Consider the following 16,756-nt stretch of genomic DNA (forward strand, 5'->3'; position numbering starts at 1 on the left):
CACGTTGCGCTGGCTTTATGACCGGCGCGATCTCGCCGAGGCCAAGGCTGATCTTGCCGCATGGCTTGCCAAATGGTCGGGCCGCTACCCAGGACTGACGACGTGAGTGGAGCAGACCCTCGAGTGCACGCTGACCTTCTTTCGTCTACTACGCCAGCACCACAAGCACCTCAAGAGCACCAACATGCTCGAACGGCTCAACGAGGAAATTCGCCGGCGCACCTATGTCGTGCGCATCTTGCCAACACCGAAAGCTGCCTGCGACTCGTCAGGGCTCTTGCCATCGAGACCAACGAAAACTGGATGGAGGCCAACCGCTACATCAACATAGACGACCTACGCGAGCACAAGAAGGCTCGCTCTACGCCAAGCCGCATGACCGGCTCCATGGCCGCCCCTTTTTGCAGAACTTGACGCACACAACCAACTCCCGAAGCCTTGGTTTCCACGGCGATTGCCCATCCCCTGGCACTCCGATTCACCGCGATAACGGCCAGTGAATCAGGCTTCGCCTGGCAACGAAACCGGAAACTGAAATCGCAAGGAAACAGCCCACAAACACGTCGTTTCCGGCAAATTCGATACTGGAAATCAGCTGGTTTCTACGTACATGAATCACTTGCGATTCTTCACGACGATTTTCGGCGGACGAGGTTTCTCGGCTGGGCGGTGCCCAGGTCGAATGCATAGAACACACCCTCACTCAACGTCGGGACGGAAAGAGCGGGAGACGCTCTTTACGCTACATTTGAGGCTTCGACGGCTTCGGCCGTACAAACTGCCTCAGCTATTGAGCGTAGAGGAGACGCGGTTGACGACAGAGGCTATTCTGGCTAGCTCAGCTGAGTGGGTGATCCGAACCGACGTCCGCGACCGCAGCCAAATCGCAGCACTCGATACGCCGCGAACACCATACGTGCCTACCCTGCAAGCTGGTGCTGCGGCTGGGAAAAATACTCCTCGCGGGTCATTTCGTAATATCGGCAGAGTTCCCCGCTATGCCAGCGGTCGTCGATATAGCGCAGCCCCAGCTTCGTGGCTGCCCGATGCGCCCGTGCATTGCCGCACCCAATGATGCCGACAACCTTTTCCTTGGTACAGTTTCGTAGGGCGTGCGTGATGGCGAAGCGTGCGGCCTCCGGACCCAAACCTCGTCCTATTCCGTGTTGCGCCAGTAAATAGGCGAGTTCGAGATTATTGGTGTCCTGGTAGTTGCGCAGGTCACAGCGACCGATGAAAATCGGACCATCATCGGCCTTTTCGTACACCATCCAGGCTCCGAAGCCGTTGGTGCGCCACTGGGCCAAAAAAAAATTGAGCCACTTGCGCACATCCTCAATAGTTTGCGGCACATTCCTGAAGTTTGCCTCCTGAACCACCGGATCGTTATGCAGCTTGAACAATTCGGGCTCGTGTTCGGGCCGCATGGAGGTGAGGATCAAACGTTCGGTCTGATATGTGATCATCGGTATTCTCCAATCTGAGCGACTGATGTGGTGCCAGAGACGAAGCTCCTGCGTGCTGGAGTTCTCGAAACAGCCGAGAATTTGTTGGCATCAAGGCAAGCTCCCTTGATTGGCGAGATGCACAGTCTCGCCCCAGGCGACTTGGGGCGATGAACCCGATATGCTGCCTTGTGACATCGCCACTACCCACAATGAACGCACCGCTTCACGCGGGTTGCGTCCACGATTGATAGAACGGGATTCGCGAGCTCCACATTAGCAGGCGCACAGATGTGCGCACCTACCAAGGTTGCGAGGGTTCTGTCGCAAAATCTGAGACGACTTGTGAATAGCCATCTTGGCCTGCCTGCCAGGCGGGGGGATTCGAATTGCTCCGCGATCGACGGGTCAGGGAGTAGGCGTACCTCGGGTCGACGTCCCATCAGGTGGCGTAGCTTGGCCGTTCGACCATGGCTCAGTGATGGCGGCGCGGACAGCGGCGTGGTCACGAACGATGCCGTTGGCGAAAGATGCGACGAGACTTCTCCTGGCGGCCTCGATCCACGGCTCGAGATCATCGGCAAGCTTCTTGCGGATCATGGAATGGAAACCGACGACTAGGTTGCGTGCTTCCACCAGCATGGGCACGCCCGCCTCGACAGCGGCTATCATCACAGTGTCGGCTTTACTCAGATGATCACGTGCAGTGGTCATCAACCGTGCGATCGTTCTGGCTGAGGGCACCTTGTGGAGTTGCTGATCGGATGCCTGCTAGGCGTGTCTTCGTCGCCGTGCCCATTCGCTGACGACGCCCAGGCGTCCCCGAAAGCCCTTTGTCTTCAGCCGCCGCCAAAGCTCGCTCGCATTGTCGCAGCCCGAGACCCAATGCCCGTCCAGAAAGGGGAGCCAGGCCTCGAGTGAACTCTGCCGAACGCGGAAGATATCGGTCCGCTGGCCGCGGATTCACGGCGGGAACTCGAGGGGGACGACGGTAGGCCCACGGGACTACCAGGAAGTCGAACTCCGTCGAGACTTTCTTTGTTCTACGTCCGAGCTCCTCGAAGAGAGGGCGTGGAGGTTACGTGCTGCTGCAGTTTACAGAGCTCGGCTGCCAGGTCTTTCCCCTTCGACGATGTCCAGAACAATATTCGCGGCCGCGGGTGACCGGAAATGGTATAACAGTGAGAATGATCCGACCGGTCCGGCCCTGCTTCAAGCACCTTGTAGACCTTATCGCCGACAGCAGGGCCGGACAGCGGAAATGAGGTGATGTGAGCCACTTCGCGACCGTTGATGAGATCAAAATAGCATAGCCAGCACAGCGCGCTTGTCGGACGCCCGGCCGTTGAAGAGCCTGGAGGACGAAAACCGGAGGTTCAAGAAGTCTGCTGGCGGTATCGGCGCTCGACGCCGCGACGCTGAAGGTCGCCGGATCTCATCGAGCGCGCGCCCAGCCTGAAGGTGGAGCCCGTGTCGGGTCCCGGCCAGTACGTCATCTGCATCACGCACTGCAATACTCGCTCCTTCGACACAACGATTAGGATCGCGTTGCCGGGATGGGCCCCAAGGCTGTCATCCCCTGCAATGGACCCGCAGGACGCTGATCCCTTACGACTTCGAAGCGAACAAAGCGCGCACCTATTCGAACGATACTTCAAGAAACTCAAACACTTGAGACACAAAGCCACACCCTGCGGCTCAACCTCCCGCCCACAATCGTCGCTTATTTGCGCAGGAAGCAAAAATGCGCACATTTCCTGCGTACGCAGACGATAATTCGCGCAAAGCGGCCCACTCTCGCTGGTACGTTTGCCAAAACTGAGGCCGGATAATCGGCGCCAGGGAACAGAAATAGTAAGTGAGGAGCATCCAATGTCGCAGGAACTCGACTATCTCAGCCGCCGCGTTGCTGCAGGCCGGCTGAGCCGACGTGAATTTCTTGGCCGTGCGACGGCGCTGGGGGTGAGCGCCACCTTCGCCAACTCGCTTCTTGCCGGCGCTGCAAAGGCGCAGGCGCCACGAACGGGAGGCATCCTGAAAGCCGGCATCCGGGGTGGTGCAGCGACCGATAGCCTCGACCCGGCGTCCTTCGTCAGTTCGGTCCCCATCGTCTTGGGCAAGTGTTGGGGTGAGTTGCTGTTGGAAATGACACCCGACGGCAGCATCGATTACCGCATTGCCGAGGAAATAGGCTCGTCGAAGGACGCCAAAACCTGGACGATGAAGATCCGCAACGGCATCCAGTTTCACAACGGCAAGGAGGTCACTTCTCAGGACGTCGTCGCCACCCTGGAGCGCCATTCGGACAAGAAGTCGAAATCCGGCGCACTTGGCCTCCTGAAAGGTATTGAATCGCTCAAGGCTGATGGCCGCGACGTCGTGATCACGCTCAATGAGTCCAACGTCGATCTGCCCTACTTGCTAACTGACTACCATCTGATCATCCAGCCCAACGGCGGCAAGGATGATCCTGCCGCCGGCATCGGCGCCGGCCCCTATAAGGTGACAGTCAACGAGCCCGGCGTGCGGCACGGAGGCGAAAAGTTCAAAGACTACTGGCAGCCCGGCGAGATAGGTTTCGCCGACCAAGTCGAAATTATCGTCATCAATGACGCCACGGCGCGTATTGCTGCCCTGCAAAGCAACCATGTTCACATCATCAACAGCCTCGAGCCGAAGGTCATCGACCTGCTCAAACGTATCCCCGGGGTGACAATCCAGAACGTTTCTGGACGCGGCTACCTTTACTTCAACATGTTCTGCGATACCCCGCCATTTGACAACAACGATCTCAGAATGGCATTGAAACTCGCAACGAACCGCGAGGAAATGCTGGATAAAATCCTTCGCGGCTACGGCGCAATAGGTAACGACTTCCCGATCAATGCCGCCTACCAGCTCTTCCCCGAGGACATCGAGCAGCGCGTCTTTGATCCAGACAAGGCCAAGTTCCACTATCAGAAGTCGGGCCATAGCGGGCCGGTCCTACTCAGGACCTCCGAGGATGCCTTCCCCGGAGCTGTCGACGCCGCCCAGCTCTTCCAGCAGAGCTGTGCCAAGGCCGGCATCACCATCGAGGTGAAACGCGAGCCGAGCGACGGATATTGGTCTGAGGTCTGGCTAAAGCAGCCCTTCTCGACCGGCGGCTGGAACGGTCGCTCGACGCAGGACCAGATATACTCAACCGCCTATTTGTCGACCGCGGCATGGAATGACACGCACTTCTTCAACGAGAATTTCGACAAACTTCTGATCGAGGCGCGCGCCGAATTCGACCAGGACAAGCGCAAGAACCTCTATCGTGAGATGGCCATCATCGTTCGGGACCAGGGCGGGACGATCGCGCCGCTGTTCAGCCAAAACATCGACGCGACAGGACCGGGTGTGAATGGGTTCGTGAAGAGCCCTATGCGGGATCTGGGTAATGCCTCCGCATTGGTGCAATGCTGGCTGGAAGCGTGAACGGAGTGCTTATGAACTCACCCGTTCTGAGTTGGTTGCCCAGCGCGTCGCGCTGGGCGTTCTGCTAGCCGTGATCCGAACGTTGAACTCCAAGTTCTGGACAATAGCAGGCCATCTCATGTGCATGCGCATGCATTGGCTTTAGACGCTGTTCGATAGCTGTGAAGGCGCGCCAGCGCTTTCTTCACCTGATCGATTAGGAGGCGTCCCTGCACGTTATCGCGCCCGACCCAATGACCCAGACTCAGTTCGATGGTTGGAAACGGATTGCTCTCGTCCAACGACGAAACACGGGATGGTTCAAGAAGGGCGGCGACCGGAAAGCCTTCAGTCGCTGGCTAATCGCTTGTTGATGGCCAGCTACCTTATCCTAAACGCGCCTGAAGCCGGTTCACCTTCGGCCTCATCCATAGGTTGGGTCACCGGGGCCAAGGAATCGCTGTCTGGCTCATCCAGCATCCCTTGACGATGCAGTGAGAACGGAAATTCGAAAGGATCCACAAATGACACCTGCGGCCAATTATACTGAAGCTGACGTGGCGCGCGACATCGGCTACGTGACTATGCAAGACGGAATGCGCGTCGCGTACATCTCTTACTGCCCCAAGTCAGGCCGCCATCCGACCGTTTTCCTCTATTCTCCCTATGACGCGAGCGCAACTCGTTTCGAAGTTGCGAAGCCGTTTCTAGATGCCGGCTATGCCTTCGTCGGGGCCAACTTCCCTGCGACTGGTTCTTCGGAAGGTATCCTGGAAACATGGTTCGACCGGAAAGAGGGACTCTATGGTGCGGAAGTTGTCGAATGGATTGCTAAACAGCCTTGGAGTAGTGGCAATGTTGGGATGGTTGGCAATTCATCTGCGGCCTCGGTTCAAATGTGGGTCGCGGCAGAACAGCCGCCTCATTTGAGGGCCATCGTAGCGTCCGGCATGTTCGACGCCTATGAGTGGATTTACCAAGGCGGAATGCTACAACTTTACAGCCTAAAATGGGCTTTTACCAGTCAGTTCATCAGTCAGGCCAGCGGAGTGAGTGACCGGATAAAAGCGGGAGATACGGAGTGTTCTGCGATTTGTGGGAGCGACCGGCAGGTCGTCAAAAATTCATTCTACAACGAAATACGAAGACATCCACTAAATGATGAGTGGTGGGATTCGATCTATTTGGCGCGCAAAGAGGTGGCCGGCAAGATCCGAGTACCCACTATGCTTATTGGCGCTTGGCAGGATCGCTATGCCGTAAGGGAAAGCGCTCGCGTAATGACTCAATTAATGCCGAGCGTACAGCACAAGAAGCTTGTCCTGATCGACGGCGATCACGGAGGGACCGGAGCACTTGGGCCACGAGCTCCTCTGCTTGTCGACAATGAGCGGATGAAGTTCCTCGACCGTTGGGTGAAGGGCGCTAAGAATGGAATTGAAAATGAACCTCCAGTAACTGTTTACTGGGAAGCCTGGGAGCCCGAAGGAGATCCCAAGAAGCAGGTTGCGGGTTGGGTTACACACCACAAGGCTTGGCCAGAACCGACCGTCGAGCGTCGCTCCTACTATCTCACGGCCGACGCCAAGATATCGCCTGACAAACCCGGTGCCACCCCTTACGAGGGCGCTCGCGCGTACCTCTACCCGACGGGAGCAGAACTCTATGGAAACAATGAGCAATTCGCGGCTAAGCCATATCAGCAGGGCGTGTTGAACTACAGGACGGACGCGGCCGCCTCGGATATGACGCTACTTGGAAGCCCGCAAGTGACCTTCTACCTCAGCATTGACGATGGGGATGACACAGACCTAGAACTAACATTGAAGGACGTCGGCCCTGACGGCAACGTACTCTTCCTCCAATCGGGCCAACTGCGCGCGTCCCTTCGCGCTATCGATGAACAGCGGACCTCTTCGGACGAAATCGTTCATCTATTCCGTGAACGCGAAAAACTCATGCCGGGTAGAATATATGAGATAAAAATGTCGATCTCGCCGATTGGTCACGTAGTCCGAGAAGGGCATAGCCTTGAGCTAACCATCGGCGCTCCCAACCCTATCATCAAACAATCCATCGGCAGCTTTCCAATTGGTGCCGCATCTATTAACAGGGTCCATCACTCGGAGAAGTATCCCTCAAGCATCGTCTTGCCCATAATACCCGGGGCGAAGGCCCAAGCGCCTGCGCCCGAACGTGGCATACAGCGAGCTAAACCTTGCCGAAAAGAAACTGAATTTGAGCCCGGCGGGCTGCCGACTCGTTGAGCTTAGTGCAGCGGCTGCCAGAAAACTCTCACTTTGGTAACTACATTTCCTGCGAAACCGATAGGGAACGTAAATCGAATCGTGTTCGGCACGGGAGCAGGTGACCCTTGATCTCCAGAAAGCGCAGGTCTGGCCTACGACGTCGTTAGCATCTGACCGGACGACCTTGGGGTTGCTCTACTTACCCGCACTGGCGATCAACGGGGCGAGGCCGGCGAGGCTTGAGGCCTGCTAGCTAATTAGTAAAGCGCCAGAAGAACGATGCCGCCGATGCCGAGACGACTGTGATTGGGGCCTAGCGGCCGGAGATGCGATTCGTCGAGCCGAAATCGGAAGAACAGCAGGCCTGCGGATTCCGACGTGAAGCCGGCCGCCATTCCGATTTGAAGCCGGCCAGTCATTCCGATTTCATTCCGGCCACCATTCCAATCAAAAGTCGGCCAGTTTTCGGCACTGAACATTACCTCCTGGGTCAGCAACTTTGACATCAAATGCCCCGCGATGAACGGGGAGATTTTGATGCCGGCAAAGAGAAGGCTGACCATGAGACAGTTACGACAAATGCTGCGGCTTGCCGGAAGCGGGATGAGCTCCCGCGAGATTGCCGTCGTATTGGGAATAGCGCGCAGTACGGTGCAGGATAATCTGCAGCGCGCGGCCGCGGTTGGATTGAGCTGGCCCTTGCCGGGCGAACTGACCGACGATGCGCTCGAGAACAAACTCTTCACTCGCAACGGCGTCAAACAGGGCACGAGAAGACGCACAGAACCAAACTGGGCCGATCTTGCGGTCGAGCTCAAGAAGCCCGGTGTGACCTTGCTCATCCTGTGGGAGGAGTATCGTGGGTCGCATCCCGACGGTTACGGCTACAGTCGCTTTTGTGAACTTCTACGGGGACTTAAGCAGCGACTGTCACCGACGATGCGCCAGGAACACGCCGCCGGCGACAAGGAGGTCCACTATTCCGGCAAGAAGATCCCGATCGTTGATCGAGACACCGGCGAGATTCGTGAGGCGGAGATCTTTGTGGCGGTCTTGGGAGCGTTCAGCTTCACATATGCCGAAGCAACCTGGACCCACACACTGCCTGATTGGATTGGTTCACACGTCAGGATGTTTCGTTTCTTTGATGGCGTTCCCCGCCTGATCGTCCCCGATTTTGTCCCCGGGAACAAAATCGCAGTTTTGCGTCCAATGCCGTTATGTGGCGAACGGAGTCAAATCCCGCATTTGCGAACATTATCGTTGCACTAGTGGCAACATAATGGAGCGCTCATGACATGGTGATCTCGTTGTTTCCTTAGGAGATTATCATGCTAGAGAAGTACTACATCCGCCCTTCTACTATCGATCGCATTCACGAGTCCTGGATCGCCTCCACCGTCGAACAATACGTCGGCTGGATGGCAGAACGCCGCTATACGGATCGCAGCGTGTCTCGCCGGATTCCCATTGTGGTGAGTTTCGGCGAGTTCGCAAAAGCTCAGGGAGCCCGCGAAGTTAAGAACCTACCTGATCACGTCGAGCCATTCGTGCAAGCGTGGATTGGTGAGCATGCTAGACGACGCTCGGGCCGGCGACGCAAGCAGATCGCCAATGAAGTACGCAATCCCATCCGCCAGATGCTGAAGCTGGCGGTCTCCGGCTACATTGGTCGGGGTCGTCCTCATAAGCCGGATAACCCGTTCGAACGTCAGGCGCCGGGGTTGTTGAAGTACCTGCCGAAGAGAAGGGGCTTCGTCAGAGATCGATATACCAGTACCAATTTAGTTTGCGTCAGTTCGCAACCTATCTTGAGCGCATCGGCATCGACGACCTCGCAAAGCTGTCGCCAATCGTGCTCAGCGGGTTCATTGCCGAATACGCCCCGCCACGAGTTTCTTGGTCGACGGTGCGCAATGCATGCGGGGTGCTACGGGTCTTTCTGCGCTACCTCCATCGTGAGGGGGGTCTGGCCAAGGATCTCAGTTCGCTTGTCGAGTTTCCGCAGTCGTACCGGCACGCTGGTGTTCCGCGATCGATCAGTTGGGAACAGGTCGAGCAAGTGCTGGCAGGTATCGACAGACGGTCCACCTCCGGCAAGCGCGACTACGCAATGATGATGCTGCTCGCAACCTATGGACTGCGGGCTGCGGAGGTCGCCACGCTCACGCTTGATGACATTGACTGGCGCAACGAACGGCTCAAGATTCGGGATCGCAAAGCAGGCAATACCACCACTTATCCGCTCTCGGCGGCGGTGGGGGCTGCGATCATCGAATACCTCAAAAACGGGCGACCTGCCACGACATGCCGTGAGGTATTTATGCGCTGCTGTGCTCCACACGCCCCGATAGGCTCCGCGGCGGTCGTCTGTCGCGCCGCCCATTTCATCCGCAAAGCCGGCATTAGCGTGCCACGCGCCGGCTCCCATGTCCTACGTCACAGCTGTGTGCAGCGACTGCTAAACGCCAATTTTCCGCTGAAGCACATCGGCGACTACGTTGGCCACCGCAGCGCCTCCTCCACCCAGATGTACGGGAAGATCGCTGTCGAACAGCTGCGCGAGGTTGCACTCGGCATGGGGAGGACGTGCTGTGAGCCACGATGGACGTTTCCAGAGTTTTCTCCGCCACGAGATTGAGCAATTCCTCGCCCACAAGCGCTCGTTGCGACGGCGCTATGATGTCGAAGAGAAGACGCTCGCGCTGTTCGATGCCTACTTGTCGAAGAACAACATTGGTAGCCTTGCCGAGATAACCCCGGCACTGGTGGATGAGTTTCTCCTCTCGCGTCCAAGGTTGCGCCCGAGAAGCTATAACCACCTGCGCTGTACGGTAGGGCGACTGTTCTCATATCTCGTCGATCACGAGAAGCTCGCCCAGACACCGTTGAGATCCCCGCCACGGCGCGGAAGATATCAGCGCACGCCATTTATCTTCGACACAGACGCAGCCGCTCGGTTGCTCGCTCTTGCCAAGGCGCTTCCGAGCCATGGCGGTACGATCGAGCGTGGCAACACATATTTCGTACTGTTCGCTGTCCTTTACGGACTGGGATTGCGTGTCGGCGAGGCCTGCCGGCTATGCCTCAAAGACGTCGATCTGGAACGGCGGCTGCTCGTTATCCGGGAGACGAAGTTCTACAAGAGCCGCCTCGTCCCATTTGGGCCGAAGCTCGGAGCACTCCTGGGCCAGCATCTGCATCAACGCCAGACTACGGCCCTCTCAACCAATACTCCGGACGATCAGCCGCTGTTTTGCTTGCGCGGAGGTCGCCCAATCAATCCTGAGACCATCAGCCAGACCTTTCACGCTATGGTCCCGAGCCTAAATCTGCGGATACCACCCGGCATTTCGCCTCCACGCCTGCACGATCTGAGACACTCGTTTGCCATTGGCACACTCACGCGTTGGTAGGCTCGGCCTCGATCCTCAGACGAAGCTTCTTGCGCTCTCGACTTTCATGGGGCACGGCGACATCAGTTCCACTGCGGTGTATCTGACGCCGACCCCGGAGCTTCTCGAACACGCCAACCGACGCTTCAGTGCCTTTGCCGCGGCAACGCTCGCGGAGGATCGGTCATGACCCTCTCCTCGGTACACTGGTCCAGTCATTTTTTGCTGATCATCTCCCGGTTCAAAAGGGGCTGCGGCTCGGTTCGCCGCAGTTATCGTGACACGATCCGCCTGTTCCTTTGCTTCGTGTCCGAGCAGCGTGGCCGCAGAATTACTGCACTGGCCCTTGATGACCTGACGTTCGAACGGAGTCTGGCATTCCTTAAGCACCTGGAACAAGAACGCGGCAACTCGGTACGTACTCGCAATCAACGTCGCGCTGCACTGAACACCTTCTTTGCCTACCTCGCTGTGCGTGCACCCGAGATGCTGGCGGTTTGTCAGCAAGTCGCGGCAATTCCCGTCAAGCGCACATCACTGCCTGATACACACTTCCTGGAGCGGGAGGAGGTAGCGGCCTTGTTTCGTTCGCTGCCTCGGCAAGGGCATCTCGCGCTGCGCGACCACACACTATTGCTCTTCCTTTACAACACGGGCGCCAGGGTACAGGAAGTTGCGGATCTTCGTATCGAGCACCTCGAACTCAAGCCGCCGGCCAAAGTCCACTTGCACGGCAAAGGTGACAAGTTGCGAACGTGCCCGCTTTGGGATGAGACATTGAAGCATATCCAGGCACTCCTGGCCCAGCGCCGCGCAGCGCCAGGCGAGCCAGTCTTTTGCGCTCCGAAGGCTCGTCCTCTAACGAGGTTCGGGATCTATAAGATTGTCCGACGACACGGCGCATCCTTCGATACACACGGGCCGAAATCCAGACGTGTCAGCCCACATCTATTCCGGCACACCGCTGCCTGCCACCTACTGGAATCCGGTGTCGAAGTTAATGTCATACGCAGTTGGCTCGGGCACGTGAGTCTCGACACGACAAACCGTTATGCCGAGCTGACGCTAGGCGCCAAAGCCGAGGCGCTACGCGCCTGCGAAGTGAGTGGTTCAGGTATTTCAACGGTACCCCGACCACGTGTTCCCTGGAAGGACGACAAAACCCTCCTCGACTGGCTCAACTCGCTGTAGCGCATTATGTGTCCTCTCGCCCGCGGCCCACCTTCGAAATACCGGCTCAAACCGTTGCCAGCCACATAACGGCATTGGACACAAAACCCCGACAAGCTGAAGTCGGGCGTCAGCCGCGCCAGCTTCTACGATCCCGAGATCAATCGCAGCTACGGCATGATGGCATCCCATTATGGCGTCGAGCATGCGAAAACAGCGCTCGCCAAGAGCGTCTGAAACAGCGCAAGCTTGACCGGAAACGAAACCCAATCCAAACATCAACGAGACCCAGGATCAGTCCGAAAAATGGCTGGCTTCAAATCGGAACACCCGCCGGAATGAAATCGGAATGACTGGCCGGCTTCAAATCGGAATCGATGGCCGGCTTCATCGGAATACGCAGCAGGCCAGGGCAGTGTTGTTTCGAGCTCGCCAGCGCCTCGTCCATCAGCGTACCGATCTAGTGAATGCATTGCGTGCGATTCTCTACGAATACGGCCACGTCGTCGCGCAAGGCATCCACCACCTCACTCGCATTAAGGACATCGTCGAGGAACCATAGAGCAATCTGCCGGAACTGATCCGCAACGGATGCCAGGACCTTATCGACCAGATTGCATGAAGACGGAGCGGATCGAGGCCGAGAGCGTGCAGCTCAGGAAGCTGGCGACAGAGACCGAAACTGTGCGGCGGCTGCAGACCATGCCGGGAGTTGGCCCCCTGACCGCGCTGGGGACGGTTGAAGCATTCGCACCCGACATGGTCAGCTTCAAACGCGGCCGGGACTTCGCGGCTTGGCTGGGCCTTGTCACACGGCAGCATTCCTCGGGAGGATGCGTAAGCCTTGGCATACAAGCGGAGGGACCGAGCGTCTGCTCAATAGTCAAGTCGCCAACCGCCGAGGAGGAGGACCGTCGCCGCGTCGTGCGCGAACGCAAGGTGTTGATCGATGAGCGAATGCTCGATGTCAATTGCCTCAAGGGGTTGCTTTTCAGCCAAGGGACCTCCGATTAGGAGCCGTTGCTCGCCATTCGGCGAAAGGGGCTTGAGGATTTAAGGACCGACGCGACGACGGCCGGGCACTACCTGTCCATCTGAAAACTCAGATCTGCCGCGAACTCGATAGGCTGGAGTTACCGCTCGAACAGATCAAGGCGGTAGAATCGAGCGAGATGCGCCTTTGACCAAGGAGAGGTCGCCGCTTATGCGGGCCCGCGCCAACGACCAGCATCGTTGCCTATGTGCGCAGAGCCCGGGAAAACGCCGATTTCCTGCATTGATGGGAGAAATATTCCGCAACACGGCCCAATGAGGTGGATACTGTCATCAAAACAAAGGCCGCATGGTCGGCACTAGGGAACAAAGGCAGACGAGCAGCTCATGTCGCAAGAACTTGACTATCTCGGCCGCCGCTTAGTTGCGGCCCGGTTGAGCCGACGCGAATTTCTCGGCAGTGCGACGGCGCTCGGCGTTGGCGCCACCTCGGCGCAATGCTGGCTCGAAGCGTGAACGGAGTGCTTGTGGGCTCGCCGGTTCTGAGGCTGATTGTCCAGCGCATAGCGCAGGGCATTCTCCTCCTCTTCGCCGTCTCGGTGCTGATCTTCGCGGGAACCCAAATCCTTCCAGGCGACGTGGCGCAGTCCATCCTCGGTCAGTCGGCCACGCCCGAGGCGGTCGCCAATCTGCGCCGGGAACTCGGCCTCAACGATCCCGCCATCGTGCGTTACTTCCAGTGGCTCGGCGGGGCTTTGACCGGCGATCTCGGCACCGCGCTCACCACGCGACAGGAGATCACCGCGACGCTGATGCCACGGATGTGGAACACGCTGTTCCTCGCCTTCTGGGCTGCCGTGGTGTCGGTTCCCCTCGCCATCATCCTCGGGCTGCTGGCGGTGCGCCACCGAAATGGCCCTATCGATAAGGCCATTTCGGGTTTCGCGCTGGCTTCAACATCGCTGCCTGAATTCTTCATCGGCTATCTGCTTATCTTATTCCTTGCCGTGAAGCTGCAGTGGTTCCCGTCGATCTCGACCGTCTATGACGGCATGCCCTTCCTGGAGAAGCTGAAGGCGATCGTGCTGCCGGCAACGGCTCTAGTGTTTGTCGTACTCGCTCACATGATGCGCATGACGCGTGCCGCCATCCTGAACGTGATGCAATCAGCCTACATCGAGACGGCTGAGCTTAAGGGCCTTTCCGCCTTCGACATCATCCGCAAGCACGCCCTCCCGAACGCGGTCGCGCCCATCATCAACGTCGTCATGCTCAACCTTGCCTACCTCGTGGTCGGCGTGGTCGTGGTCGAGGTGATCTTCGTCTATCCGGGCATGGGGCAATATCTGGTCGACCATGTCGTCAAGCGCGATGTGCCGGTGGTGCAGGCGGTCGGCCTGGTTTTCGCCGCAGTCTATATCGGCCTGAACATCGTCGCCGATATCGCCTCCATTCTCGCAAATCCACGTTTGGGGCATCCGAAATGACCGCGGTCGCGCTTAGATCTGTCCGCACAATCCCCTTCGGGGCTTTGGTCGGCCTAATCCTGACCGGGCTGTTAGTGATCTCCGCGCTTTTTGCGCCATGGATCTCCCCGTACGGCAATAGCCAGATCGTGGGCGATGTATGGGGGCCGGTGTCGTCGACGCACTGGCTGGGCACCGACAATCTCGGGAGAGACCTGCTCTCGCGCATGATCTATGGAGCCCGTATCACCATCTTCATCGCCGCCATGGCCACCGCCTTGTCCTTCTCGCTCGGCGCCATCCTCGGCTTCACGGCGGCGGTCGTCGGCGGTATGGTCGACATGCTGATGTCGCGGTTTGTCGATCTCTTGATGTCGATACCGACGCTGATCTTCGGTCTGGTTGTGCTGTCAGTGCTGCCCTCGAACAACGTGACGCTCATCCTCGTAATGGGGGTTCTAAGCTCGACGCGCGTTTACCGCCTCTCACGCGCGGTTGCGGTTGACATCAACGCGATGGACTTCGTCGAAGCGGCCAAGTTGCGCGGTGAGAGTCTCGGCTGGATTATCTTCTGCGAGATCCTGCCCAACGCACTGTCGCCGCTGGTGGCGGAACTCGGCCTGCGTTTCATCTTTTCGGTGCTGTTCCTCTCGGCGCTCTCGTTCCTCGGGCTCGGTGTGCAACCGCCGGAGGCCGATTGGGGCGGCATGGTGAAGGAGAATAAGGACGGCATTGTCTTCGGGATACCTGCCGCCCTCATCCCGGCCGCTGCGATCGCGACGCTGTCTATCTCCGTTAACCTGGTAGCCGACTGGGGGCTTACCCGCACCGCCAGTCTCAAGGGAGGACGGGAATGATGGTTAAGGTTCGGACAAAACCGCGGCGCGACGAGGACAACATTCTGCTCGACATCAGGAACCTCAAGGTCGAGGCGACGCTTTATTCGCCGGGCGAGAAGCCGCGCGACGTCACCATCGTGGACGGAGTGTCGCTGCTGTTGAAGCGCGGCAAGGTGCTTGGACTGATCGGTGAATCCGGCGCCGGAAAGTCGACCATCGGCCTTTCCTCAATGGGCTATGGCCGCGGCGGAGTCCGTATCACCGGCGGCGAGGTATTCCTGAACGGCCGCGATATCCTCAAGGGCGGCGTCCGGGATTTACGCAGGGTGCGCGGCAGCGAGGTCTGCTATGTCGCGCAGTCGGCTGCTGCCGCTTTCAACCCTGCGCACCGGCTCATGGACCAAGTGGTGGAAGCAGCGCTTCTGCATGGCGTTGGGACTAAGGCCGAGGCGGAGAAGCGCGCGCTGGCGCTGTTCACGAAACTCCGCTTGCCCGACCCCAAAAGCATCGGCCGCCGCTATCCACACCAGGTCTCTGGCGGCCAATTGCAGCGCGTCATGACTGCGATGGCCCTGTGCTCCCAACCCGACCTGATCGTATTCGACGAGCCGACCACGGCACTCGACGTGACGACGCAGATCGACGTGCTGGCAGCCATCAAGGATGCTATCCGCGACACTGGCGTCGCGGCGCTCTACATCACCCACGATCTCGCGGTTGTCGCCCAGGTCTCCGACGAAATTATGGTGCTGCGGGACGGTAAGACTGTGGAGCACGGCGAAACACGGCAGATCATCGAGGCGCCTCGCATGGACTACACCAAAGCGTTGGTTTCGGTGCGCTCGATCGAGCATGAGGAGAAGGGACCTACGCCGAAGCCGCTGCTCTCTGTCGAGCACGTCACGGCTGCCTACGGCGGCGGTGCCGTGAAGGTTTTGCAGGGCGTCTCGGTTGACGTCCATCCTGGCCAGACGCTGGCCGTCGTCGGGGAGTCGGGGTCCGGAAAATCCACCTTGGCCCGCGTCGTCACGGGGCTGCTGCCGCCGATCGCCGGCAGCATCACCTTCGCCGGCCGCACACTCACGCCCAGGCTTGCCGACCGCTCCAAGGACGATCTGCGTGAATTGCAGATGATCTATCAGATGGCGGACGTCGCGATGAATCCGCGCCAGAAGGTCGGAACCATCATCGGACGGCCGCTCGAATTCTATTTCGGTATGCGCGGACGTGAGCGCGAGGTCCGCGTCAGCGAATTGCTCGACGAGATCGAAATGGGCAAGGGCTTCATCGACCGGTATCCCGCTGAGCTTTCGGGCGGGCAAAAGCAGCGGGTCTGCATCGCCCGCGCCCTAGCGGCAAAGCCGAAGCTAATCATCTGCGACGAAGTAACGAGCGCTCTCGACCCGCTGGTGGCCGACGGCATCCTGAAGCTGTTGCTTCGTCTGCAGAAGATTGAGGACGTGGCTTACCTGTTCATCACGCACGACCTCGCGATCGTGAAGGCGATCGCGGATTCCATCGCGGTCATGTATCGCGGCCAGGTCGTCCGCTACGGCTCGAAGACGCAGGTGCTAACGCCACCGTTCGACGCGTATACCGACCTCCTGCTATCTTCCGTACCTGAAATGGAGGTCGGGTGGCTGGAGCATGCGATTAACGACCGCCGAATGGAGAGCGCGGGGAACTGAGTTAAACGCGCCGCTCCTAGGGAAATGGGCAACGATAGTGTCATGCCTGCCGCCGGCCCCATTGCTTCTC

General features: G+C 58.6%; 14 protein-coding genes and 4 pseudogenes. 13 read left to right on the forward strand and 5 right to left on the reverse strand.

The annotated features are described in order from the left end of the window. Positions 1–4: 4 nt before the first annotated feature. Positions 5–379, forward strand: a pseudogene (locus tag EJ073_RS22905) (transposase); the annotation flags it as partial. Between the two features lie 541 nt (positions 380–920). Here EJ073_RS22905 and EJ073_RS22910 read toward each other — a convergent pair. The 3 genes and pseudogenes from EJ073_RS22910 to EJ073_RS32985 form a co-directional block, all read right to left on the reverse strand. After that, complete coding sequence (locus tag EJ073_RS22910) at positions 921–1,466, reverse strand: GNAT family N-acetyltransferase (protein WP_126057706.1); 546 nt, start codon at positions 1,464–1,466, stop codon at positions 921–923. A 387-nt stretch (positions 1,467–1,853) separates the two neighbouring features. Beyond that, the gene (locus EJ073_RS22915) at positions 1,854–2,159 is read right to left on the reverse strand and encodes a transposase (protein WP_126057707.1); all 306 of its coding nucleotides are present in this window, start codon (positions 2,157–2,159) and stop codon (positions 1,854–1,856) included. A 384-nt stretch (positions 2,160–2,543) separates the two neighbouring features. Beyond that, positions 2,544–2,707: pseudogene (locus EJ073_RS32985) on the reverse strand (aspartate aminotransferase family protein); the annotation flags it as partial. Positions 2,708–3,317: 610 nt separating this feature from the next. Here EJ073_RS32985 and EJ073_RS22920 point away from each other — a divergent pair. Further along, complete coding sequence (locus tag EJ073_RS22920; protein ID WP_126057708.1) at positions 3,318–4,907, forward strand: ABC transporter substrate-binding protein; 1,590 nt, start codon at positions 3,318–3,320, stop codon at positions 4,905–4,907. Positions 4,908–5,410: 503 nt separating this feature from the next. Then, positions 5,411–7,153: a CocE/NonD family hydrolase gene (locus EJ073_RS22925; RefSeq protein ID WP_126057709.1), complete on the forward strand. Its 1,743-nt coding sequence runs from the start codon at positions 5,411–5,413 to the stop codon at positions 7,151–7,153. Positions 7,154–7,392: 239 nt separating this feature from the next. Here EJ073_RS22925 and EJ073_RS22930 read toward each other — a convergent pair whose 3' ends face one another. Next, complete coding sequence (locus tag EJ073_RS22930; RefSeq protein WP_126057710.1) at positions 7,393–7,698, reverse strand: hypothetical protein; 306 nt, start codon at positions 7,696–7,698, stop codon at positions 7,393–7,395. 16 nt (positions 7,699–7,714) lie between these two features. Between EJ073_RS22930 and EJ073_RS22935 the strand changes: the two genes are divergently transcribed. The 4 genes from EJ073_RS22935 (at position 7,715) to EJ073_RS22950 (ending at position 11,721) form a co-directional block, all read left to right on the forward strand. Continuing rightward, the gene (locus EJ073_RS22935; RefSeq protein WP_210211260.1) at positions 7,715–8,407 is read left to right on the forward strand and encodes a hypothetical protein; all 693 of its coding nucleotides are present in this window, start codon (positions 7,715–7,717) and stop codon (positions 8,405–8,407) included. A 517-nt stretch (positions 8,408–8,924) separates the two neighbouring features. Continuing rightward, on the forward strand, positions 8,925–9,776 hold the full coding sequence (locus EJ073_RS22940) for a site-specific integrase (RefSeq protein WP_210211261.1): 852 nt from the start codon (positions 8,925–8,927) through the stop codon (positions 9,774–9,776). Further along, entirely contained in the window at positions 9,730–10,551 is an 822-nt protein-coding gene (locus EJ073_RS22945; protein ID WP_245455326.1) for a site-specific integrase, read from the forward strand. The genes EJ073_RS22940 and EJ073_RS22945 overlap by 47 nt, the downstream gene beginning before the upstream one ends. Positions 10,552–10,716: 165 nt before the next feature. Further along, on the forward strand, positions 10,717–11,721 hold the full coding sequence (locus tag EJ073_RS22950) for a tyrosine-type recombinase/integrase (protein ID WP_245455327.1): 1,005 nt from the start codon (positions 10,717–10,719) through the stop codon (positions 11,719–11,721). A 295-nt stretch (positions 11,722–12,016) separates the two neighbouring features. On the opposite strand, the gene EJ073_RS32800 is transcribed toward EJ073_RS22950, so the two are convergent. Continuing rightward, positions 12,017–12,148 (reverse strand): hypothetical protein, encoded by a 132-nt coding sequence (locus EJ073_RS32800; RefSeq protein WP_281033013.1) that lies wholly within the window; start codon positions 12,146–12,148, stop codon positions 12,017–12,019. A 254-nt stretch (positions 12,149–12,402) separates the two neighbouring features. On the opposite strand from EJ073_RS32800, the pseudogene EJ073_RS32430 reads away from it, so the two are divergent. The 6 genes and pseudogenes from EJ073_RS32430 to EJ073_RS22975 form a co-directional block, all read left to right on the forward strand. Then, a pseudogene (locus tag EJ073_RS32430) lies at positions 12,403–12,495 on the forward strand (hypothetical protein); the annotation flags it as partial. A 69-nt stretch (positions 12,496–12,564) separates the two neighbouring features. Beyond that, a pseudogene (locus tag EJ073_RS32435) lies at positions 12,565–12,892 on the forward strand (IS110 family transposase); the annotation flags it as partial. A 188-nt stretch (positions 12,893–13,080) separates the two neighbouring features. After that, the gene (locus tag EJ073_RS22960; RefSeq protein ID WP_126057712.1) at positions 13,081–13,209 is read left to right on the forward strand and encodes a twin-arginine translocation signal domain-containing protein; all 129 of its coding nucleotides are present in this window, start codon (positions 13,081–13,083) and stop codon (positions 13,207–13,209) included. An 11-nt stretch (positions 13,210–13,220) separates the two neighbouring features. Then, the gene (locus tag EJ073_RS22965; RefSeq protein ID WP_126059311.1) at positions 13,221–14,180 is read left to right on the forward strand and encodes an ABC transporter permease; all 960 of its coding nucleotides are present in this window, start codon (positions 13,221–13,223) and stop codon (positions 14,178–14,180) included. Continuing rightward, complete coding sequence (locus EJ073_RS22970; RefSeq protein ID WP_126057713.1) at positions 14,177–15,016, forward strand: ABC transporter permease; 840 nt, start codon at positions 14,177–14,179, stop codon at positions 15,014–15,016. Before EJ073_RS22965 ends, EJ073_RS22970 begins: the two co-directional genes overlap by 4 nt. Continuing rightward, entirely contained in the window at positions 15,016–16,686 is a 1,671-nt protein-coding gene (locus EJ073_RS22975; RefSeq protein WP_126059312.1) for an ABC transporter ATP-binding protein, read from the forward strand. The genes EJ073_RS22970 and EJ073_RS22975 overlap by 1 nt, the downstream gene beginning before the upstream one ends. Positions 16,687–16,756: the final 70 nt, after the last annotated feature.

It is taken from the genome of Mesorhizobium sp. M4B.F.Ca.ET.058.02.1.1 (assembly GCF_003952505.1).
GTDB lineage: Bacteria > Pseudomonadota > Alphaproteobacteria > Rhizobiales > Rhizobiaceae > Mesorhizobium.